This window comes from Streptomyces cyaneofuscatus (assembly GCF_042718795.1).
GTDB lineage: Bacteria > Actinomycetota > Actinomycetes > Streptomycetales > Streptomycetaceae > Streptomyces > Streptomyces cyaneofuscatus_A.
Map to the genome: position 1 here is coordinate 245,783 of NZ_JBHXOX010000002.1, position 21,599 is coordinate 267,381.

Consider the following 21,599-nt stretch of genomic DNA (forward strand, 5'->3'; position numbering starts at 1 on the left):
ACCGGAGTTTGGGGAAAAGGGTTCGCCGCTGGAGTACGGCGTACGCGAAACTTGGTCGGCCTCTTTCCTCCGCCGACTCCGAGAGACACGTGTGCTCATAAAACTCCTGCGCGCCCACCTGGGCCCGTACAAGAAACCCATCGCGCTGCTGGTCTTCCTCCAACTGCTCCAGACCTGCGCCACCCTGTATCTGCCCAGCCTCAACGCCGACATCATCGACAACGGTGTCGTCAAGGGCGATACCGGCTACATCCTGGAGTTCGGCGGCCTGATGATCGCCGTCAGCGTGCTCCAGGTGCTCTGCAATGTGGGGGCCGTCTTCTACGGGGCCCGGACCGCGTCGGCGCTGGGGCGGGACGTGCGGGCGGCGGTCTTCGACCGGGTGCAGTCGTTCTCGGCCCGGGAGCTGGGGCGGTTCGGGGCGCCCTCGCTGATCACCCGGACCACCAACGACGTCCAGCAGGTCCAGATGCTGGTGCTGATGGCGTTCACGCTGATGGTGTCGGCGCCGATCATGTGTGTCGGCGGCATCAACATGGCGCTCGGCCAGGACGTCCCGCTCTCGGCCGTGCTGCTGGCGGTGGTGCCGGTGCTCGGGATCTCGGTGAGCGTCATCGTGGCGAAGATGCGGCCGCTGTTCCGGACGATGCAGGAGCGGCTGGACGCCGTGAACCGGGTGCTGCGCGAGCAGATCACCGGTAACCGGGTGATCCGGGCGTTCGTCCGTGACCGTTACGAGGAGGAGCGGTTCCGGGGGGCCAACACCGAGCTGACCGGTGTGTCGGTGGCGACCGGGCGGCTGATGGCACTGATGTTCCCGACCGTGATGACGGTGGTCAACCTGTCGTCCGTCGCGGTGGTGTGGTTCGGCGCGCACCGCATCGACAGCGGCGGGATGCAGATCGGGGCGCTGACCGCGTTCCTCGCCTATCTGATGCAGATCGTGATGGCCGTGATGATGGCCACCTTCATGTTCATGATGGTGCCGCGCGCCGAGGTGTGCGCCGAGCGCATCGCGGAGGTGCTGGACACCGAGTCGAGCGTCGTGCCGCCCGTCTCTCCCGTCACCGAGCTGCGCCGGCACGGGCATCTGGAGGTGCGGGGTGCGGAGTTCCGGTATCCGGGTGCCGAGGAGCCGGTGCTGCGGGCCGTGGATCTGGTGGCCCGGCCCGGGGAGACCACGGCGATCATCGGGTCGACCGGCAGCGGGAAGTCCACGCTGCTCTCTCTCGTACCCCGGCTGTTCGATGTGACGGACGGCGAGGTGCTGGTCGACGGCGAGGACGTGCGGACGCTCGATCCGGTGCTGCTGGCGAAGACGGTGAGCCTGGTGCCGCAGAAGCCGTACCTCTTCTCGGGGACGGTCGCGACGAACCTGCGGTACGGGAATCCGGAGGCCACGGACGAGGAGCTGTGGCACGCGCTGGAGGTGGCGCAGGCCAAGGGGTTCGTGGAGGGGCTTGAGCACGGGCTCGACGCGCCGATCGCGCAGGGCGGCACCAATGTGTCGGGCGGTCAGCGGCAGCGGCTCGCGATCGCCCGGACGCTGGTGCAGCGGCCGGAGATCTATCTCTTCGACGACTCGTTCTCGGCGCTGGACTACGCGACCGACGCCGCGCTGCGGGACGCGCTGGCGCGCGAGACGGCCGGGGCGACCGTGGTGATCGTGGCGCAGCGCGTCTCCACCATCCGCGACGCCGACCGGATCCTGGTGCTGGACGAGGGGCGGGTCGTGGGCAGCGGCAGCCATCACGAGCTGATGGACGGCAATGAAACGTACCGGGAGATCGTGCTCTCCCAGCTGACGGAAGCGGAGGCCGCGTAATGGCCGGTCCGGGCGGACGGATGATGGCCGGGGGCGCGCCCACCGAGCGATCGATGGATTTCACGGGGTCGAGCAAGCGGCTGCTGAGACGGTTCGGCCGGGAGAAGGCCTCGCTGTGGCTGATGCTGGGCGCGGTGACGGCCAGCGTGGCGCTGTCGGTGGCCGGGCCGAAGATCCTCGGGAAGGCGACCGACCTGATCTTCGCCGGGGTGGTCGGCCGGCAGATGCGGGCGGGCACGACGAAGGCGGAGGCGATCGAGGGGCTGCGCGCGGAGGGCAGCGGATCGATGGCCGACATGCTCAGGGGCGTGGACTTCACCCCGGGGCAGGGCATCGACTTCGGTGCGGTGGGCGGTGTGCTGCTGGCGGTGCTGGTGATCTACGTCGCCGCCGGGGCGCTGATGCTGGTCGCCACGCGGCTGTCGATCCGGGTGATCAACCGGATCGTCTTCCAACTGCGGGAGGACCTCCAGACGAAGCTGGCGCGGCTGCCGCTGTCGTACTTCGACCGGGCCAAGCGCGGTGAGGTGCTCAGCCGGGCGACCAACGACATCGACAACATCTCGCAGACGCTCCAGCAGACGATGGGGCAGCTCATCAACTCTCTGCTGACCATCGTCGGCGTACTGATCATGATGGTCTGGATCTCGCCGCTGCTGGCGCTGGTCGCGCTGGTGACGATCCCGCTGTCGGTGGTCGTGGCGACGCAGGTCGGCAAGCGGTCGCAGCCGCAGTTCGTGCAGCAGTGGCGGGTGACGGGGAAGCTCAACGCCCATATCGAGGAGATGTACACCGGGCACACCCTGGTGAAGGTGTTCGGGCGGCAGGAGGAGTCGGCGCGGGACTTCGCCGAGCAGAACGACGCGCTGTACGAGGCCGGGTTCAAGGCGCAGTTCGCCAGCGGGCTGATGCAGCCGCTGATGTTCTTCATCTCGAACATCAACTATGTGCTGGTGGCCGTGGTCGGTGGTCTGCGGGTCGCCTCGGGCACGCTGTCGATCGGTGACGTGCAGGCGTTCATCCAGTACTCGCGGCAGTTCTCGATGCCGCTGACGCAGGTCGCCTCGATGGCCAACCTGGTGCAGTCCGGGATCGCCTCGGCCGAGCGGGTCTTCGAGCTGCTGGACGCGGAGGAGCAGGGTCCGGACCCGGAGCGCGGTGAGCTTCCGAAGGAGCTGACCGGGCGGGTCTCGCTGGAGAAGGTGTCCTTCCGCTACGAGGCGGACAAGCCGCTCATCGAGGATCTGTCGCTGAGCGTGGAGCCGGGGCAGACGGTCGCGATCGTCGGTCCGACGGGGGCGGGCAAGACCACGCTGGTCAACCTGCTGATGCGGTTCTACGAGGTGACCGGCGGGCGGATCGCGCTCGACGGGGTCGACGTGGCGAAGATGTCCCGGGACGATCTGCGGTCGCGGATCGGCATGGTGCTCCAGGACACCTGGCTGTTCGGCGGTTCGATCGCCGAGAACATCGCGTACGGCGCTGCGCGCGAGGTCAGCCGGGAAGAGATCGAGGAGGCGGCCCGGGCGGCGCACGCCGATCGCTTCGTCCGGACGCTGCCCGACGGGTACGACTCGGTGATCGACGACGAGGGGTCCGGGGTCAGCGCGGGCGAGAAGCAACTGATCACCATCGCCCGGGCGTTCCTCTCCGACCCGGTGATCCTGGTCCTGGACGAGGCGACCAGCTCGGTGGACACCCGGACCGAGGTGCTGATCCAGAAGGCGATGGCGCGCCTGGCCCATGGGCGTACGTCGTTCGTGATCGCGCACCGGCTCTCGACCATCCGGGACGCGGACGTGATCCTGGTGATGGAGAGCGGGTCGATCGTGGAACAGGGCACGCATGAGGAGCTGCTGGCGGCGGGCGGTGCGTATGCCCGGTTGTACGCCGCTCAGTTCGCGGAGGCGCTGGCGGAGGTGGACTGAGCCGCCGGTTCTGGTGGATCAGTCGAGGTAGCCGCGGAGTTGGTCGGCGAAGGCGTGGTCCCGCAGCCTGCTGAGGGTCTTGGACTCGATCTGGCGGATGCGTTCGCGCGTCACGCCGAAGATCCGTCCTATCTCCTCCAGGGTGCGGGGCCGCCCGTCGTCCAGGCCGTAACGGAGCTGGACGACCTTGCGTTCGCGCTCGCCGAGGGTGGAGAGGACGGCCTCCAGGTGCTCGCGCAGGAGGAGGAAGGCGGCGGTCTCCACGGGTGAGGCGGCGTCGCCGTCCTCGATGAGGTCGCCGAAGGAGACGTCGTCCTCCTCGCCGACGGGGGCGTGCAGGGAGACGGGCTCCTGGGCCAGGCGCAGGACTTCGGTGACCCGCTCCGGGGTCAGGTCGAGCTGGGCGGCGACCTCCTCGGCGGTGGGCTCGTACCCACGCTCCTGGAGCATCCGGCGCTGGACGCGGACCACGCGGTTGATCAGCTCCACGACGTGGACGGGGACGCGGATGGTGCGGGCCTGGTCGGCCAGGGCGCGGGACATGGCCTGGCGGATCCACCAGGTCGCGTAGGTCGAGAACTTGTAGCCCCGGGCGTAGTCGAACTTCTCCACCGCCCGGATCAGGCCGAGGTTCCCCTCCTGGACCAGGTCGAGCATGGTGAGGCCCCGGCCCACGTACCGCTTGGCGACGGAGACGACCAGGCGGAGGTTGGCCTCGATGAGCCGGCGCTTGGCGGTGCGGCCCAGGACCACGAGCCGGTCCAGGTCGCCGGCGAGCCGGGAGTCCAGGTCCGGGGTGTTGGTGAGGCGCTCCTCGGCGAAGAGTCCGGCCTCCACGCGGCGGGCCAGCTCGACCTCGTCGGCGGCGGTGAGCAGCGGGATGCGGCCGATCTCGCGCAGATACTGCCGGAAGAGGTCGGAGGTGGGGCCGCCGCTGTCCGTCCGGCTCCGCGCCTCGCGGGGTTCGGGGGCGTGCTCCGCTTCCTCCATGACGGCCTCGGCTGCGCTCATGACCACCTCGGGTGGCCTCGCGGGCGGGCGGGCCGCGGCTCCCGGGGCGTTCTCCGGGAGATCCTCCGGGAGATCCTTCGGGCTGTTCTCCGGGAGACCCTCCGGGCGGTTCTCCGAATCGTTCTCCGGGTGGTGGACGGCCCGGTTCTGCACGGGAATCGCCGACATGTGCTCGGTCGTGGTCGACACGGTCCGGGTCTGCACGGGGGCGACCTCCCAGTGATCGCTGCCGGATGACGCTGGGAGCCCCAGTGTGAGGCACGGCACAGGGTTGCCACGAGGGGCGTGCGGGGACTTTCTGATTCCGTTCGGTCACCGGCCGGTTACTGCTCCCGGCGGTATTGGTTACGCGCTCAGAGCGCGTCGGCGCCCCGCGCCCGAAGGGACTGCGCGTACTGCTGGAGGACCCAGACCTCGTTCTGCGCGGCCGCCAGATCCTCGGGGGCCACGTTGCTGCCGAGGCGGGCGAGGCTGCCCTGCACCTCGTCGATACGGCGGTCGACGGCGCGCAGCCGGACGTGGACGAGCTGCATCCCGGCGTACGTCTCGTCGATCGTCCGGCCCATGAAGACCTCGACGGCCAGCTCGGTGACGAGGGAGCGCACGGTGTTGTTGGGGGCCGCGTCCATGACGGCGACCAGATACTCGCGGTCGTCGCCGAGGCCCCGCTCGGCGCCGCCCGCCTCCTCGATGCACTGGCGTACCGCCGCGTAGGGCGGGGCGGTGAACTCGTCCGCGCCGTACGCGTCGAAGGCCGGGGAGACCAGGGCGGGCTTCTGGAGGGCGAGCTTGAGCAACTCGCGCTCGGTGCGGTGGGCGGGGCTGCGGAGGTTGAGCGCGGGGCCGGAGGGAACGGTGGGGGCCTGGACGCCCTGGACGCCCTGGGCGGGCTGGGCGGGCTGCTGGGGTGCGCCGCCGCGCCGGTCCTGGGGACCGCCGCCCCTGCCGCCCTTCTCGCCGCGGTCACGGGCCCAGCGGGCGAGCTGGGCGACGCGGTGGACCACGAACTCCTGGTCGAGGATGCCGACGAACCCGGCGAGCTGGACCGCCACCTCGCGCTGAACACTGCTGGTCTTGATCTTGGCGACGACGGCGGCGGCCTCGTCGAGCGCGGACGCGCGGCCCGCCGGGGTCTCCAGGTCGTACCGGCCGACGATCTGGCGCAGCGCGAACTCGAAGAGCGGGGTGCGCGGCTCGACCAGGTCGCGTACGGAGTCGTCGCCCTTGGCGAGCCGCAGGTCGCACGGGTCCATGCCGTCCGGGGCGATGGCGATGTACGTCTCGGCGGCGAACTTCTGGTCGTCCTCGAAGGCACGCAGCGCGGCCTTCTGACCGGCCGCGTCGCCGTCGAAGGTGAAGATCACGCGGGCGCTGCCGTTGTCCATCAGGAGGCGGCGCAGGATCTTGATGTGGTCGTTGCCGAAGGCGGTGCCGCAGGTGGCGATGGCGGTGGTGACCCCGGCGAGGTGACAGGCCATGACGTCGGTGTACCCCTCGACGACGACGGCCCGGCTGGCCTTGGCGATGTCCTTCTTGGCCAGGTCGATCCCGTACAGCACCTGGGACTTCTTGTAGATCGGGGTCTCGGGGGTGTTCAGGTACTTCGGGCCGTTGTCGTCGTCGCGGAGCTTGCGGGCGCCGAAGCCGACGATGTCGCCCGCGGTGTCGCTGATCGGCCACATCAGCCGGCCGCGGAAGCGGTCGATGGGGCCGCGGCGGCCGTCCTGGGAGAGGCCGGAGGTGATCAGCTCCTTGTCGCTGAAGCCCTTGCCGCGCAGATAGCGGGTGAGGTGGTCCCAGCCGGCCGGGCTGTAGCCGACGCGGAAGTGGGTCGCGGCGTCCTGGTCGAAGCCGCGCTCGGCGAGGAACTTCCGGCCGATCTCGGCCTCGGGGCTCTCCAGCGCGCGGACGTAGAAGTCGGCGGCGGCCTGGTGGGCCTCGATCAGCCGGATGCGTTCGCCGCGCTGGTGGGAGGGGTTGTAGCCGCCCTCCTCGTACCGCAGGGTGATGCCCGCCTTGGCGGCGAGGCGCTCGACCGTCTCCGAGAAGGAGAGGTGGTCGATCTTCATCACGAACGCGATGGTGTCGCCGCCCTCCTGGCAGCCGAAGCAGTGGAACAGGCCCTTGCCGGGGCTGACCTGGAAGGAGGGGGACTTCTCGTCGTGGAAGGGGCAGAGTCCCTTGAGGTTTCCGCCGCCCGCGCTGCGCAACTGGAGGTACTCGGACACGACGGAGTCGATCGGGACCGCGTCCCGTACCGCCTTCACGTCGTCGTCGTTGATCCTGCCAGCCACGGATGAAGTCTACGGGTGGGCGACGACAACCCGACCCCCGCAGGGCTCCGCCCCGGCCGGAGCGCGTGGTCAGCCGGTCCGGCGGGCGGCCCAGACGGTGCGTTCGGTACGTACGGCGAGGTCGTCACGGCGCAGGATCGAGCCGGGGCCCTCGGTGTCGAGCAGCCGGTCGAGCGCGGCCAGGTCCTCGGGCGCGAGCGCCTCGGCCACGCTGTGGCGCAGGCGGCGGAGGCTGCCGAGGGCGTAGGCGCCGACGGCCTCGCTGCGGGAGCCGTCGAGGTCCACCGTAATGATGCGCTCGTCCTCGACGGTGAATCCGGCCCCGGTCAGCTTCGGGCCCCAGTCGGCGCCGCGGTGCGGCACGTGTTCGGCGTGGAAGCGGTCGCTCGCCTCGTGGCAGCGCTCCTCCAGGCCGGGGCGGTCCTCGGGGGCGTTCGCGGGAAGGAAGCGGGGGAAGCCGGAGAGCTCCACCACGGCGAACAGTCCGCCGGGGGCCAGCAGGTCGTGGACGGTGCGCAGAGCCCAGTCCGGGTCGGCCATGTGGTGCATCGAGGCCGACGCCCACACCAGGTCCGGGGTGCCGAGGTCGGGCCAGTCGGGGGCGTCGAGGTCGGCCTGCACGGTCCGTACGCGCCCCTCCGCACCCCGGGCGCACGCCTTCTCGCGGAGGCGCTGGAGGTGGGCGGCCGAGGTGTCGACGGCGGTGAGGTGCGCCTCGGGGAAGCGGTCGAGGAGGGCGAAGGTGCCCGTTCCCGTGCCGCAGCCCAGGTCGACGATCCGGCGGGGCGGCGCCTGGACGGGGAGCCATCCGGTGAGGCCGGTGAGGTGGTCGGCGAGGACCTGGGCGTCGAGGTCGAGGATCTCCGCCTCGCCGTGGCTGTCGTGGGACTGGGAGTGGGAGTGGGGGTGGCTGTGCGTGTGGGTGTGTGCGTGGGTCATGCGGCCACCGTAGGGCGACCATGCCTCAGCCGCACGATCTCTCCCGGTATTGGCAAGAAGGTGACCGCCTCCTGTGCCGGGCGCGCAACGACGTACGCCCTTACGTCGTGTGCGGCAGGTCCGGTGCGCAGTCGTTCCCGGTGCGCCGGGTGTCGCGCAGGTGGCCGCGGCGGGCGTCGCGGTCGAAGATGCCGAGGATCTCGCACGGGCCGCCCTCGGCGCCGATCGCGTGCGGCAGCATCGTGGGGAACTCGGCGGCCTGGTTGGTCTCCACCCGGAAGCGGCGGTGGCCCAGCATGAGGACCGCGGTGCCGGAGAGGACGACCAGCCACTCGTGGCCGGGGTGCGCGCGCATCCGGGCCGGGTTGTCCGGGGGCGGCTCGGTCATCCGCTGCCGTACGACGGTCATACCGGGGTCGCTCTTCACGGGCCAGCGCATCAGCCCGTGGGCGCCGTCGATCATCGGGCTGATGATGACGTCGTCGGACGCGGTCTCCACCAGTTGGTCGAGGGTGGTGTCCAGGGCCCGGGCGAGCGTGACGAGCTGGTCCAGGGCGAGGCGGCGCTGCCCGTTCTCGATGCGGCTGAGCGAGGACTGGCTGAGGTTCGCCCGGCCGGCCAGCTCCTCCAGGGACCAGCCCTGCGCCACCCGCAGGGCGCGGATACGTTTGCGTACGAGGCTGTCCAGCTCGTCGGTGCCGTGCTCCATGCGCAACACCGTATGCCCGGGTCGCAAGGGGACGCTTCCCGGGGCGCGGGCGGCCTGCGTCGCACCCCGGGCGGCCTGCCCCCCACCCCGGGCGGCCTGCTCCGCGCCCCGGGCGGTCGTCAGAGCAGGGACGTCAGGTCCACCGACGGGTCGGCCAGGGCCTCCGGGTCGTGCTGCTGACCGGCCCGGATCAGCTCCTGGATCGTCTCCGTCACATCCCACACGTTGACGTTCATCCCGGCCAGGACGCGGCGGTCCTTGAGCCAGAACGCGATGAACTCCCGCTTCCCCGCGTCGCCCCGGATGATCACCTCGTCGTAACTGCCGGGCGGCGCCCAACCGGAGTATTCGAGGCCCAGGTCGTACTGGTCGGAGAAGAAGTACGGCACCCGGTCGTACGTCACGTCCTGGCCGAGCATGGAGCGGGCGGCGGCCGGTCCGCTGTTGAGGGCGTTGGCCCAGTGCTCGACGCGCAGCCGGACGCCGAGCAGCGGGTGGGCGACGGCGGCGACGTCCCCGGCGGCGTAGATGTGCGGGTCGGAGGTGCGCAGCGAGGCGTCCACGGCGATGCCGCCGCCGTGCGCCCGCTCGGCCATCTCCAGGCCGGCGGCCTCGGCGAGGGCGGAGCGGGGGGCGGCGCCGATCGCGGCGAGCACGTCGTGGGCGGGGTGCTCCTCGCCGTCGTCGGTGCGGGCGGCCAGCACCATGCCGTCCTGGCCGGTGATCTCGATGAGGCGGGCGCCGAAGTGGAAGCGGACGCCGTGCGAGCTGTGCAGCTCGGTGAAGATCTGGCCCAGCTCGGGGCCGATGACCTGGTGCAGCGGGGTGGGCTCCGACTCGACGACGGTGACCTCGGCCCCGTACCCCCGGGCGGCGGCGGCGACCTCCAGGCCGATCCAGCCGCCCCCGGCGATCACCAGGTGGCCGTTGTCGCGGCCGAGGGCGGCCAGCACGTTGCGCAGCCGGTCGGCGTGGGCGAGGCGGCGCAGGTGGTGGACGCCCGCCAGGTCGGTGCCGGGGACGTCGAGGCGGCGCGGTTCGGAGCCGGTGGCGAGCAGCAGCTTGTCGTAGTGGATGACGGTGTTGTCGCCGAGCTGCACGGTCTTCGCGTACCGGTCGAGGACCGTGACGGGCTGGCCGAGGTGCAGTTCGACGTCGGCGCCCGCGTACCAGGGGCGCTCGTGCACGAAGACGCTGTCGCGTTCCTCCTTGCCGCCGAGGTAACCCTTGGAGAGCGGCGGCCGCTCATAGGGGTGGTCGCGCTCGTCCCCGATGAGGATCACCCGGCCGGTGAACCCTTCCGCGCGGAGCGTTTCGGCCGCCTTCGCCCCTGCGAGTCCCGCTCCGACGATGACGAACGTCCGATGTGCGTCGACCACTTGATGCCTCCTCAGTGCTGTGCTGCGCGGCGCCCCCGGCTGCGAGCGTCCCGCACGCAGCGTGATGGCGAAAGAGGGTGTGCCCCGGACAGGTCACACCCAGTGGTCATTTCTCCGGTCTTCTCCAGTCTGCCTCTCAGTCACGGCGGGCGGTGAGCGCGGCGTGCAGGGATCGTGCGGAGGCGTCGGTCAGGGCCGCGATCTGGTCGACGAGGACGCGCTTACGGGTGTGGTCGTCGGGCGCCTGGTCGAACAGGGCCCGGAAGTGCGGCTCCAGGCCCTCGGGGGCGCGGGCGGTGAGCGCGGCGGCCAGCTCGGCGATGACGATGCGCTGGTCGGCGCGGAGGGTCTCCTGCTCGGCGCGCTGCATCACGTAACGGTCGGCGACCGCCTTGAGGACCGCGCACTCGTTGCGGACCGTACGCGGAACGACGAGCTCCGCTCCGTACCGGGTCAGGCGGCCGGGGCCGTAGAGCTCGCGGGTGGCGGTCTCGGCCTCGGTGCAGAACCGGCCGATGAGCTGGCTGGTGGCGTCCTTCAGGCGGGCCTGGGCCACGGCGGAGCCGTCGTACCCGTGCGGCCACCACTCCTGGTCGATCAGCCGGTCCAGCGCCTCCGCCAGCTCCTGCGGGTCGGTGTCGGCGGGGACGTACCGGCCGATGGCGACGGCGAAGATCTCCTCGCGCTCCGGCTCGGCGTAGAGGCAGTTGGGGTCGATGTGCCCGGCGTGCAGCCCGTCCTCGAAGTCGTGCACCGAGTAGGCCACGTCGTCGGACCAGTCCATCACCTGGGCCTCGAAGCAGGTACGGCCCTCGGGTGCGCCCTTCCGGGCCCACTCGAAGACCGGCAGGTCGTCCGCGTACACCCCGAACTTCACCGAGTGCGGGTCGGTGGGGTGCGCGCCGCGCGGCCAGGGGTACTTGGTGGCGGCGTCCAGGGCGGCCCGGGTCAGGTTGAGGCCGACGCTGACCAGCTCGCCGGTGCGCGGGTCGTGGACGAACCGCTTGGGCTCCAGGCGGGTCAGCAGCCGCAGCGACTGGGCGTTGCCCTCGAAACCGCCGCAGTCGGAGGCGAAGTCGTTGAGCGCCTGCTCGCCGTTGTGCCCGAACGGCGGGTGGCCCATGTCGTGGGAGAGGCAGGCCGTCTCCACGAGGTCCGGGTCGCAGCCGAGGACCGCGCCCAGCTCGCGGCCGACCTGCGCGCACTCCAGGGAGTGGGTGAGCCGGGTGCGGGGGCTGGCGTCCCAGACGAGGGAGCGCGTGCCGGGCGTGACCACCTGGGTCTTCCCGGCGAGCCGGCGCAGCGCGGCGGAGTGCAGCACCCGGGCCCGGTCGCGCTGGAAGGCGGTGCGGCCGGGGCGCTTGTCCTGCTCGGTGTCGAAGCGCTCGGTGTCGGCGGGCCCGTAGCCGCTCCCGGTGACCCGCTCACTGTGGGGGGCTGGTGTGGCTGGTGTGGCTGGTGCGGCAGGTGTGCCCTGTGTGACTGGCGTGCCGTGTGTCTGATCTGCCCCGCGTGCGCCCTGTGTGCCGTCCATGGTCCCGACAGTAGCGACCGGGACGGACAACGTGTCGTGAGCGGGCCGGGGAGTCAGGCGGAAGCGAGCAAGCTCACCATCTCGGAGGGTGCGGTCGCCGACAGTGCCTGGTCGTAGCGGTGGAGGAGGAGGCGGGCCATCGCGGGGTGGGCGCCGAGCGGAACGGCGGCGGTGCGGGGGGCGGCACTCGCGGCGGCGCTCGCGAAACGGCCGGGCGCGGTGAAGTACGAGGCGACGAAGGTACGGTGCCGGCCCCGGGCGGCCAGCGCGCGCAGCGCGGCGGGAACGGTGGGGGTGGCGGCGGAGGCGTACGCCGGGACGACGGGCACCCCGCCGAGCCGCTCGGCCAGCATCCGGGCCGTACGCCGGGTGTCCTGGGCCGAGTCGGGGTCGCGGGACCCGGCGGCGGCGAGGACCACGGCGGCGCGGCGGCTCCCCTGGTCGGCGGGGTCCCAGCCCGCCTCCACGAGCCGCCCGTACAGCGCCTCCACCAGCAGGGGGTGCGGCCCGAGGGGGGCGGCGATCCGGGTGCGTACGGAGGGGGCGGCGGCCGCGGCGGCGGGCAGGTCGTGCTTGACGTGGTGGCCGCGCCCGAGGAGCAGCGGTACGAGGACGGCGTCGGCCCCGCGCAGGGCGTCCAGGGTGTCCGGGAGGAGTGGCTGGTTCAGCTCGATGTGGCCGAGGCGGACGTCGAGGCCGGGGCGCAGGTCGCGGACCCGGTCCAGGAGCGCGAGGACGGTCCGCAGGGCCTGCGGGTCGCGGCTGCCGTGGGCGACGGCGAGGAGGGTGGGCGGGGCGGACGCGCCGGTGGGCGGCCGGGGTGCGGCGGGGGGCCGGGGCACGGCGAGGGGGCGGGTGCGGTGCATGGGCCTGCGGGTTCCGTTCCGGGAGGCGGGGTGGGGGGTGGTTGGGGGTCGGGGTGGGGGGTGGTTGGGGGTCGGGCCGGACGCTGGGCTGGGCTGGGTGGTCGGCCGGCGTGGTGGCCTGGGCTGGGCCGGGTGGTGATGGACCCGATCGTGCCGGGCGGAGGTTGCCGGGCCGTTGCGTGAGGGTCACGGGGGTTTTCCGCCCCCTCACGGTGGGGTGGTGGCCGGTGTGCGGGGCGGGGGCCTGCACCCCTTTCTGCCGGTCGGCGAACCTTTCGGGTCTTTCGCTCGTCAGGTGGAGTGGGACCGAACGACGGTACGGACGATGAGGGGGGGGCTCTCGTGCGAGGGATGCGGGGGACGCGGGGAATGCGAGGCGCGCGGGATACGCCGGGGGCGCGGGCGGCGTCGGAGGAGCGGGATACGCCGGCGTCGGAAGTGCGGCCGGCGTCGGAGGTGCGGCGGGCGTCGGAGGGCGGTGCGAAGAGGCACAGACCATGGCTGCGGCTGCCCCGGCTCTCCGCGCTCCGGCTGCCCCGCTCCCGCCGGGGACGGCGGCTCGCCGTGCAGGGGCTGATGGCCCTCTGCGTGCTGGCGCTGCTGCCCGCGACCTGGATGCGGATGGGCTCCGACGCACGGGTGGGGACCACGGCGGACGCCCCGGTCCGGGAGGTCGCCATGGTGTTCGGCGCCGGGCTCTGGAAGGGCCGGCCGACCCCGTATCTGGCCCACCGCCTGGACGCGGCGGCCGAGCTGTTCCGCACCGGCAAGGTGAAGGTCGTCCTGGTCACCGGGGACAACAGCCGGGTGGAGTACGACGAGCCGGACGCGATGCGCACGTATCTGACCGAGCGCGGGGTGCCGGACGGCCGGATCGTCAGCGACTACGCCGGGTTCGACAGCTGGGACTCGTGCGTGCGGGCCAAGAAGATATTCGGGGTCGACCGGGCGGTGCTGGTGAGCCAGGGCTTCCACATCCACCGGGCGACGACCCTGTGCCGTTCCGCCGGGATCGACGCGTACGGGGTCGCGGTCGACGAGCCCCGGGACGCGACGTGGTACTACGGCGGCACCCGGGAGCTGGCCGCGTCGGGCAAGGCGGCTCTGGACGCCCTGTTCCGCCCCGACCCGCGCTTCCTCGGGCCTCAGGAGGCGGGCGTGACGGAGGCGCTGGCGTCGGCGACGCCGTGACGTGGGGGGGGCCGACGCTGGGGGGACCTCACAGAGGGGTGGGCGGCGGGCTGAGGCGGGCGTTCCGGCGGCGTAACCGGGTGCCCCCGTCCCCGTAATACCGCTCTCGCAGGCTGGGCCCCATGACCGGTACCGAGACGCCCACCCACTGCCCGTACTGCGCCCTCCAGTGCGGCATGATCCTGCGCCCGGTGGCGGGCCCGGAGGTGGCCGAGGTGGTGGAACGCACCGGGTTCCCGGTCAACCGGGGTGCGTTGTGCGGCAAGGGACGGAGTGCGCCCGCCGTGCTGCGCCGGGGGGTCCGGCTGACCTCACCGCTGGTACGGAGGCGGCCCGGCGGTGAGCTGGAGGAGGCGGGCTGGGACGAGGCGCTGGGGCGGATCGCCGAAGGGCTCGGCGGGGTGCGGGCGGCGCACGGGGCGGACGCGGTGGGGGTGTTCGGCGGGGGCGGGCTGACCAACGAGAAGGCGTACGCGCTCGGGAAGTTCGCCCGGGTGGTGCTCGGGACCTCGCAGATCGACTACAACGGCCGGTTCTGCATGTCGTCGGCGGCCGCCGCCCACCAGCGGGCGTTCGGGCTCGACCGGGGGCTGCCGTTCCCGCTGGAGGACATCCCGCGGACGGGGTGCGTGATCCTCGTCGGGTCGAACCTCGCCGAGACGATGCCGCCCGCCCTGCGGTATCTCACCGAACTGAGGGCGAACGGGGGCCGGCTGATCGTCATCGACCCGCGCCGCACCCGCACCGCCGAGCAGGCGGACCTGCATCTGGCGCCCCGCCCCGGCACCGATCTGGCCCTGGCGCTCGGGATGTTGCACCTGGTGGTGGCGGGGAGCCGGGTGGACGAGGAGTTCGTACGGAGCCGTACACGCGGGTGGGAGGAGGCGCGGGCCGGGGCGATGGCGCACTGGCCGGAGCTGGTGGAGCGGATCTGCGGGGTTCCGGTGGCGCGGCTGCGGGAGGCGGTGGAGCTGTTCTGCGGGGCGGAGAGCGGGATGGTGCTGACCGCACGGGGGCCGGAGCAGCAGGCCAAGGGGACGGACACGGTGGGCGCGTGGATCAACTTCTGCCTGGCCACCGGGCGGGCAGGGCGGCCGCTGTCCGGGTACGGGTGCCTGACCGGACAGGGCAACGGGCAGGGCGGCCGGGAGCACGGCCAGAAGGCCGACCAGTTGCCCGGCTACCGCAAGCTGACCGACCCGGCCGCCCGCCGCCGGGTCGCGGAGGTCTGGGGCGTGGATCCGGACAGCCTGCCGGGGCCGGGGCGGAGCGCGTACGAGCTGCTGGACGCGCTGGGCCGGGACGTGCGGGCGCTGCTGGTGATGGGCTCCAACCCGGTGGTCTCCGCCCCGCACGCCTCGCACGTCGAACGCCGCCTGGGCTCCCTGGACTTCCTGGCGGTCGCGGATGTCGTCCTCTCCGAGACGGCGGCGCTGGCGGACGTGGTGCTGCCGGTGACGCAGTGGGCGGAGGAGAGCGGGACCACCACCAACCTGGAGGGCCGGGTGGTGCTGCGGCGGCGGGCGCTCGACCCGCCGGAGGGGGTGCGCAGCGACCTGGAGGTGCTGCACGCGTTGGCCGGGCTGCTGGGCCACGGCAAGGGGTTCCCAGCCGACCCGGCCGAGGTGTTCGAGGAGTTGCGGCGGGCGTCGGCGGGCGGTGCGGCGGACTACGCGGGCATCACGTACGAGCGGATCGCGGCGGAGGACGGCGTGTTCTGGCCGTGCCCCGACGCGGACCACCCGGGGACGCCGCGGCTCTTCCTGGACCGGTTCGCGACGGAGGACGGGCGGGCCGTGTTCGTGCCGGTGGTGCACCGGGTGGCGGCCGAGGAGACGGACCCGGAGTACCCGGTGGTGCTGACGACGGGACGGGTGGTGGCGCAGTACCAGTCGGGGGCCCAGACCCGCCGGGTGGACGAGCTGAACGCGGCGGCCCCCGGCCCCTTCGTGGAACTGCACCCGCGCCTGGCGGAGCGGATCGGGGTGGCCGAGGGCGAGCCCGTCGCGGTGACGTCCCGGCGCGGGCGGGCGGTGGCGGCGGCCCGGATCACCGGGGCGATCCGGGCGGACACGGTGTTCATGCCGTTCCACTGGCCGGGTGAGGGCCGGGCCAACACGCTGACCAACCCGGCGCTCGACCCGGTCTCGCGGATGCCGGAGTTCAAGGTGTGCGCGGTCCGCCTGGAGGCCGCCCGGTGACCCACCGCCCCTCGGCGATGACGCTGCCGCTGGTCCGGAGGGAGCGGGTGACGGCGGCCGCGGCGAGGTAGACCCAGGCACGGGTCGCCTGAGGCTCCTGACCCTCGCGCGTCCCGGAAGGCTCCTGACCCTCGCGGGACCCGGAAGGCTCCTGACCCTGGCGGGGCCCGGAGAGCTCCTGACCCTCGCGCGTCCCGGAGGGCTCCTGACCTGTTTCGCCCTCCCCCGGCAGCTCGACCTCGCGGACGACCCGCTCGTACAGATTGCGCGGGTGGCCGGGCCCGAGGTACTCCTCCAGATGGTCCAGGAGCCCGAGCAGCTCCCCGTACACCCCGGGCGCGGCGGTGAGCAGGGTGCCGTGGACGCGGCCGTGGCCGTCGATGGCGTACGGGTAGCCGGGCCCGTCGTACAGCAGGGCCCGGGGCAGGACGGCCGCCCGCTCCCCCGACGTACGGCCCCGGAGGAACAGGTCGTGGTTGGGTTCGCCGGGGAGCAGCGTCCCGTACACGAAGAACGGCAGCTCGTCGGTGGGCGGGGAGCCGGGATCCAGGGTGCTCATGGCCGCCGTCACAGAGCGGCTGCGGGAGCCGTCTCCGCCGTGACCCAGCCGAGGTAACGGGCGCTGCCCCGGATCACCGGGATGGCGATGATCTCGGGGGTGTCGTAGTCGTGCGCCTCCTGGAGGTACTCCTCCAGCTCCTCGTAGCGCCCGGCCGCCGTCTTGAACAGCACCTGCCACTCCTCGGACGACTCGATGGCGTTCTGCCACCGGTAGACCGAGGTGACGGGCGCGGAGATCTGCGCGCAGGCCGCCAGCCGGGCCTCCACCGCGCCCTGCGCCAGCTCGTGGGCCTTCTCCTCGCTGTCGGTCGTGGTCAGTACGGTCAGCCATGCCGGCGGCGCTGTCATCGTCGGTCTCCTCGGAGTACGGCGGGCTTCTGCCCGGACGGCGGGGTGCTCCCGCCCGTGCACCGATTGTCGGCCCGGAGGGGATCAGGCGCTGTACGGATGCCGGTTTCGCGCCTCGCGCAGGGCGTCGCCCCACCAGACCAACTGGTCCAGGAGCGCCTTGGCCGCCGCGTCGACGTCCGCCGGGTCCCGGTGGTTCCCCGCGTCGTCGAAGAGAGCGCCCGCGTTGTGGAAGGAGACGGTGTCGCGGACGGAGACCGCGTGCATCTCGACGAAGACCTGGCGGAGCTGCTCGACGGCCCGCAGCCCGCCGGACCTGCCGCCGTAACTGACGAAGGCGACGGGTTTGGCCTGCCATTCGGCGCGGTGCCAGTCGATGAGGTTCTTCAGTGGGGCGGGGAAGGAGTGGTTGTACTCGGGCGTGAGCACGACGAACGCGTCGGCCGCCGCCAGCCGGGCCGAGACCGCCTCGACCCGGGCGGCCTCCTCGGGGGTGGGGCTGAAGGAGAGCGCGGTGGGGAGCCGGGCGGTGACGACATCGATGAGCTCGGTCTCGATGCCGTCGTAGCGGGCGGCCCGGCCGAGGAACCAGTCGGCGATGACCGGCCCGAAGCGGCCTTCGCGGTTGCTGCCGAGGATGACGGCGACCTTGAGGGGGGCGGGGGACATCGTGGGTGCGGATGTGGTGTCCATGGCGTCGAGCCTTCAGCCTCAACCATGGTTGAGGTCAAGCCGATGCCCGTGCGGGAGCATCCGGCCCCGATGCGGCCCCGGAGGCCAGTGGCGCCCGGACGGGCCTACGCGTAGGGCCGGATGGCCACCGTGACCTCCATGGCGAAGGCGTTCGCTCCCGCCGCCGACGGCAGGCCCAAAGCCCGGTCGAGCACGCGCCCCAGGGGGCCGCAGCCACTGGTGCGCGGGGCGGCGAACTCCGTGTCCTGAGCACCGAAGGCCACGACCAGGGGGTCCTTGGATATCACCCGGGTGGGCGCGGCGCCCTTGAGCACGAGGTGGATCGCGTCCTCGTCGTCGCCCACCGAGCAGCCCGACGACGGCCTGGCCGGCAGCCCGTGCGCCGCGCCTATGGCGAACCGGGCCGATCGACCGGCCGGGCAGCCGGCCGTACGGGTGAGCCGAGAAGGCGCCGTGCCGGACCACCCCCCTGAGGGGCGGCGGTAGCGGCCCTAGCCGAAGTTCTCGGCCGCCTTGGTCATCGGCCCTCCTGGGGATCGCGACTGGTCGGCGGTGCGGTGGACAGCCCGGTCCTCGATGACGCGCTGCTGCGGCACCGTATCCACCAGCCGCATGTCTCTCTCGGCCAGGCCGGCGACGAGTTGGCATCCGAATGCCGCCTCTCCTTCACCCGGGAGCGGCTCCACGTCCACCTCGGCGCACTTCGGCCCCGCGCCCCGAGCGGCGAGGCAAACCGGCTGGCCGGCAGGTTGCGCGAACTGCTCGACTCCCGGATACCCGTCGGCATATCTCTGCACGAGGCCGCCGCCACCTCGACGGCCTGCGACCGCCCAAGTCGCCACAGCCGTCGGATTCCACGACCAGGCCCATCTGAACCAGCACTTCACGCGCCACGTCGGGACTACGCCCGGGCGCTGCATGCGCAGCCTCTCCGGTCCGATGAGGCAGCCTCCCCCGCCTACGGTGGTCGGATGACGTATCACTCGCCCAGCGCATCCGCCCTCCCCCTCCCCTACGTCGAGATGGACGGACGCCCCGCCACCGAGGAGGACCTCCGCGTCCCCGCGCTCTTCGGGTTCGGGCACTTCACCGCCCTGCAGGTGAGGGGCCGACGCGTGCGAGGGCTCGGGCTGCATCTGGAGCGGCTGGACGCGGCCAATCGGGAGGTGTTCCGACTGCCGCTGGACGGGGGCCTGGTGCGCGAGCTGATCCGGGGCGCCCTGGACCGTGCCGGACTGCGGGACGCCGCCGTACGGGTGCACGGGTTTCTGCCGCCCGGGGAGAGCCGTACGCGGGTGATGGTCGCCGTCCGTGAGCCCGCCTCGATGGCACCCGGGGGCCGGAGCCTGATGTCGGTGCCGTACACCCGGGCCGTGCCGCACATCAAGCGGCCGGGCGAGTTCGGGCAGACGTACTACGGGATGCTCGCCGCGCGGGCCGGGTTCGACGAGGCCCTGCTGACCGCGCCGGGCGGCGTGGTGACCGAGGGGGCCACCACCAACATCGGCTTCTGGGACGGTGGTTCGGTGGTGTGGCCGGACGCCCCCGCGCTCATCGGCACCACCATGACGCTGCTGGAGCGCGGCCTCGCGGCGGCCGGGGAGCCGTCGGTCCGGCGGGCCGTGACGCTGGACGGGCTGGGCGTGTACCGGGGTGCCTTCCTCTGCAACTCGCAGGGGATCGCACCGGTGCGGCGGATCGATGCGGTGGAGTTCGCCGGTGGGGATGAGGAGATGGCGGGGGTGATGGGGCGATTGGAGGCTGTGTACGGGAGTGTGCCGGCGGACCCTCTCTAAGGGTTGGCCGGAAATCGACCTTCGCAGGGCCGCTCTGTCGCGGTGACGGACCATGGGGAGCATGCAGATCCATATCGAGGCCTCAGCGCTCCCCGGCCGCACCTGCGGGCCGGACTCCGACTTTCCCGGGTTCGAGAACATTCATGTCGGAGTTCAGCGCAAGGACCGGCCCGGCGAATTGCTCGGACTCTGTCCCGGGGATGCTCCGAGCGCTTCCTGGACCCTGGAGTGTGCGGCGAAAGCCACGGCGGACGGGGTCGAGGTCTCGGGGCCGTACATCCAGAACCGGCTGGGCGGGCGGTTCATCTATCTGTCGTGGGGGACCGTGGACGAGGCCGGGCTCTTCAGCATGTTCCGGCGCGCCAAGCTGATGTTCAGCGACATCGAGCCCGAGATCCTCGAAGCCGCCGCGCGTTCCGGGCAGCTCACCGGGCGACTGGGGCTGACCGACGCGAAGGGGCAGCCGCTGTGCGCGCGGGTGCGGCCGCCGGCGATCTCCTGGAGTGCGGGCGCGAGCACGGGCGCCGGTGTGGGCCGGGCGCCCACCGGGTGATCCCTCCCCGCCGGATCCGACACCGCCCCCACCGGGACCAGGGGGGTAGGCCGGTGGGGGCGGTTGCCGTGGGGGCGGGGATCCGTCCCGTGGGGGGGTGTCTTGCGTGTGCCCGCACTCCGCGAGCCCATGTGTGTGATGTGAGTCACACCTTGTCGGTGAGCCTCACTCGATCGGCACCCGGACCGGCGGCGCGGACCGAACGGCCCAGTCGCACCGCCGTGACCTGCGACGATCTCCGGCAGCAAGGGTGCCGCGCCGGTCCGTACGGGTGAAAGCTGACCTGGCGTCAGAAGGCGTGCGGCGGCGGCTGCCCGTTAGGTCGGGGGCAGGACACCATCGCTCGCGCCGTCTGCACGGAGGATCCCCATGCGCAGTCCTGCCCGCCTGATGACCGGTACCGCCACCGCCGCGGTCACCGTCATAGCGCTCGGTCTCACCGCCGCCCCGTCCGCGTACGCAGGCGATGACTTCGGCCGGCTGGAGATCACCCCCGCGACCGCGCCTCCCGGCGCCAAGGTCACCGTGAACACCACCGCCTGCGGCCCCAAGGGCTCCGGCATCGGTGACGCGAACTCCCTGGACGCCGGGGACTTCGAGGTCCGCAAGGGTACGCACAAGGAGGTGCTCGTCGGCCAGTTCACCGTGCCGCACGACACCCGGCCCGGCGTCTACGAGATCGTCGTCTCCTGCGACAACGGCAAGGACGCCGTCGGGGACCTCAAGGTGATCGGCGGCGGCAAGCCCGACCGGCCCGACCACGACCGTCCGTCCGGCCATGTGCGGACCGGGGTCGGCGGCAGCGTCGAGCCGAACTCCACGCAGGTCGCCCTCGGCGTCGGCGTGATCGGCATGGCGGCCGTGGGCGGTCTGTGGCTGCTGCGCCGGCGGACCGAGCCCACCGAGGGCAGCTGAGGCCACCGAGAGCCGCTGAGGCCACCGGCCGGGGGGCCCGGGAGGCCACCGGAGGCAGCCTCACCGACCGGGCCGGGCGCGTCCCCGAGCGCGTCCGGCCCGCCTTCGATCCGAGACTCACCACGCTGACGAGGACGACGACGTGTCCCAGAGCGCGCAGAAAGCCAGGGGCTGGCTGGTGGGCATCGCCGTGCTGTGCGGTATCTGGCTCGTCCAGAACGGCTCCGGCGACCAACTGATCCCGCCGCAGCCCTCCGGCGCCCAGGCCTTCGCCGCCGGCCCCCAGCTCCAGCCCGGCTCCCCCGTCGCCGAACCGCTGCACCCCTCCGACCCGGTCCGCATCCGCATCCCGAGCATCTCGGTGGACGCGCCGACGATGCGGCTGGGGCTCGGTGCCGACGGCAGCCTGGACGTCCCGCCGGACACCGACCGCAACCTCGCGGGCTGGTACGCCGGCGGGGTCCCGCCCGGCGCCCGGGGCACCGCGATCGTCGCCGGGCATGTCGACAACGCCGAGGGGCCCTCCGTCTTCTACGCCCTCGGCGCCCTCACCAAGGGCACCCGCGTCGAGGTCGTCCGCGAGGACGGGCGCACGGCCGTCTTCTCGATCGACGCCATCGAGGTGTACGACAACAAGGACTTCCCCGACCAGCGCGTCTACGGCGACTCCCCGCACGCCTCGCTGCGGCTGATCACCTGCGGCGGCGGGTTCTCCAAGGAGACCGGCTACCAGGGCAACGTAGTGGCCTACGCCCATCTCACCGATGTGCGGTGAGCCCCGGATACGTTCCGGTGAGCCCCGGATACGTTCCGGTGAGCCCCGGATACGTTCCGGTGAGCCCCGGATACGTTCCGG

Annotated in this window: 20 protein-coding genes; 8 read left to right on the forward strand and 12 right to left on the reverse strand. The window is 72.5% G+C overall.

Annotated features, from left to right (window positions below):
- Positions 1-91 precede the first annotated feature (91 nt).
- Together ACFWRT_RS02760 and ACFWRT_RS02765 are read left to right on the forward strand one after the other, a co-directional pair.
- Positions 92-1,825, forward strand: coding sequence for an ABC transporter ATP-binding protein (locus ACFWRT_RS02760; protein ID WP_380952722.1), 1,734 nt, complete (start codon positions 92-94; stop codon positions 1,823-1,825).
- Positions 1,825-3,753, forward strand: coding sequence for an ABC transporter ATP-binding protein (locus tag ACFWRT_RS02765; protein ID WP_380952720.1), 1,929 nt, complete (start codon positions 1,825-1,827; stop codon positions 3,751-3,753). Before ACFWRT_RS02760 ends, ACFWRT_RS02765 begins: the two co-directional genes overlap by 1 nt.
- Positions 3,754-3,771: 18 nt before the next feature.
- Here ACFWRT_RS02765 and ACFWRT_RS02770 read toward each other — a convergent pair whose 3' ends face one another.
- The 7 genes from ACFWRT_RS02770 to ACFWRT_RS02800 all read right to left on the reverse strand — a co-directional run bounded on the left by ACFWRT_RS02770 (position 3,772) and on the right by ACFWRT_RS02800 (position 12,485).
- Positions 3,772-4,968, reverse strand: a complete 1,197-nt coding sequence (locus ACFWRT_RS02770) for an RNA polymerase sigma factor (RefSeq protein ID WP_380952719.1) — start codon at positions 4,966-4,968, stop codon at positions 3,772-3,774.
- 149 nt (positions 4,969-5,117) lie between these two features.
- On the reverse strand, positions 5,118-7,058 hold the full coding sequence (gene dnaG, locus ACFWRT_RS02775) for a DNA primase (protein ID WP_380952718.1): 1,941 nt from the start codon (positions 7,056-7,058) through the stop codon (positions 5,118-5,120).
- A 69-nt stretch (positions 7,059-7,127) separates the two neighbouring features.
- Positions 7,128-7,997, reverse strand: a complete 870-nt coding sequence (locus tag ACFWRT_RS02780; protein WP_380952717.1) for a class I SAM-dependent methyltransferase — start codon at positions 7,995-7,997, stop codon at positions 7,128-7,130.
- A 100-nt stretch (positions 7,998-8,097) separates the two neighbouring features.
- Positions 8,098-8,706 carry a helix-turn-helix domain-containing protein gene (locus tag ACFWRT_RS02785; RefSeq protein ID WP_237325731.1) on the reverse strand — a complete coding sequence of 203 codons (609 nt, stop codon included), beginning with the start codon at positions 8,704-8,706 and terminating at the stop codon, positions 8,098-8,100.
- Between the two features lie 119 nt (positions 8,707-8,825).
- Entirely contained in the window at positions 8,826-10,085 is a 1,260-nt protein-coding gene (locus ACFWRT_RS02790; RefSeq protein WP_380952716.1) for an NAD(P)/FAD-dependent oxidoreductase, read from the reverse strand.
- A gap of 136 nt (positions 10,086-10,221) precedes the next feature.
- Positions 10,222-11,619 (reverse strand): deoxyguanosinetriphosphate triphosphohydrolase, encoded by a 1,398-nt coding sequence (locus ACFWRT_RS02795; protein WP_380952715.1) that lies wholly within the window; start codon positions 11,617-11,619, stop codon positions 10,222-10,224.
- Positions 11,620-11,672: 53 nt separating this feature from the next.
- Entirely contained in the window at positions 11,673-12,485 is an 813-nt protein-coding gene (locus ACFWRT_RS02800) for a sirohydrochlorin chelatase (protein WP_380952714.1), read from the reverse strand.
- Positions 12,486-12,854: 369 nt separating this feature from the next.
- On the opposite strand from ACFWRT_RS02800, the gene ACFWRT_RS02805 reads away from it, so the two are divergent.
- Positions 12,855-13,676, forward strand: coding sequence for a SanA/YdcF family protein (locus ACFWRT_RS02805; protein ID WP_380952713.1), 822 nt, complete (start codon positions 12,855-12,857; stop codon positions 13,674-13,676).
- A 122-nt stretch (positions 13,677-13,798) separates the two neighbouring features.
- Positions 13,799-15,877, forward strand: a complete 2,079-nt coding sequence (locus tag ACFWRT_RS02810) for a molybdopterin oxidoreductase family protein (protein ID WP_380952712.1) — start codon at positions 13,799-13,801, stop codon at positions 15,875-15,877.
- On the opposite strand, the gene ACFWRT_RS02815 is transcribed toward ACFWRT_RS02810, so the two are convergent.
- From ACFWRT_RS02815 to ACFWRT_RS02835, 5 genes are all read right to left on the reverse strand, one after another.
- On the reverse strand, positions 15,840-16,448 hold the full coding sequence (locus ACFWRT_RS02815) for a gamma-glutamylcyclotransferase family protein (RefSeq protein WP_380952711.1): 609 nt from the start codon (positions 16,446-16,448) through the stop codon (positions 15,840-15,842). The two genes, ACFWRT_RS02810 and ACFWRT_RS02815, sit on opposite strands and share 38 nt — an antisense overlap.
- Positions 16,445-16,786 carry a divalent-cation tolerance protein CutA gene (gene cutA, locus ACFWRT_RS02820; protein WP_018511635.1) on the reverse strand — a complete coding sequence of 114 codons (342 nt, stop codon included), beginning with the start codon at positions 16,784-16,786 and terminating at the stop codon, positions 16,445-16,447. Before cutA ends, ACFWRT_RS02815 begins: the two co-directional genes overlap by 4 nt.
- Before the next feature lie 84 nt (positions 16,787-16,870).
- Entirely contained in the window at positions 16,871-17,479 is a 609-nt protein-coding gene (locus ACFWRT_RS02825) for an NADPH-dependent FMN reductase (RefSeq protein ID WP_380952710.1), read from the reverse strand.
- A gap of 104 nt (positions 17,480-17,583) precedes the next feature.
- Entirely contained in the window at positions 17,584-17,823 is a 240-nt protein-coding gene (locus tag ACFWRT_RS02830) for a hypothetical protein (protein ID WP_380952709.1), read from the reverse strand.
- A 147-nt stretch (positions 17,824-17,970) separates the two neighbouring features.
- Positions 17,971-18,093: a hypothetical protein gene (locus tag ACFWRT_RS02835; RefSeq protein WP_381121211.1), complete on the reverse strand. Its 123-nt coding sequence runs from the start codon at positions 18,091-18,093 to the stop codon at positions 17,971-17,973.
- A 357-nt stretch (positions 18,094-18,450) separates the two neighbouring features.
- Here ACFWRT_RS02835 and ACFWRT_RS02840 point away from each other — a divergent pair, with 357 nt between their 5' ends.
- From ACFWRT_RS02840 to ACFWRT_RS02855, 4 genes are all read left to right on the forward strand, one after another.
- Positions 18,451-19,275, forward strand: coding sequence for an aminotransferase class IV (locus ACFWRT_RS02840; RefSeq protein WP_380952707.1), 825 nt, complete (start codon positions 18,451-18,453; stop codon positions 19,273-19,275).
- 61 nt (positions 19,276-19,336) lie between these two features.
- Positions 19,337-19,828: a DUF5990 family protein gene (locus ACFWRT_RS02845; protein ID WP_380952706.1), complete on the forward strand. Its 492-nt coding sequence runs from the start codon at positions 19,337-19,339 to the stop codon at positions 19,826-19,828.
- Between the two features lie 369 nt (positions 19,829-20,197).
- Entirely contained in the window at positions 20,198-20,743 is a 546-nt protein-coding gene (locus ACFWRT_RS02850; protein WP_380952705.1) for a hypothetical protein, read from the forward strand.
- 142 nt (positions 20,744-20,885) lie between these two features.
- Positions 20,886-21,518, forward strand: a complete 633-nt coding sequence (locus ACFWRT_RS02855; RefSeq protein ID WP_380952704.1) for a class F sortase — start codon at positions 20,886-20,888, stop codon at positions 21,516-21,518.
- Positions 21,519-21,599 lie beyond the last annotated feature (81 nt).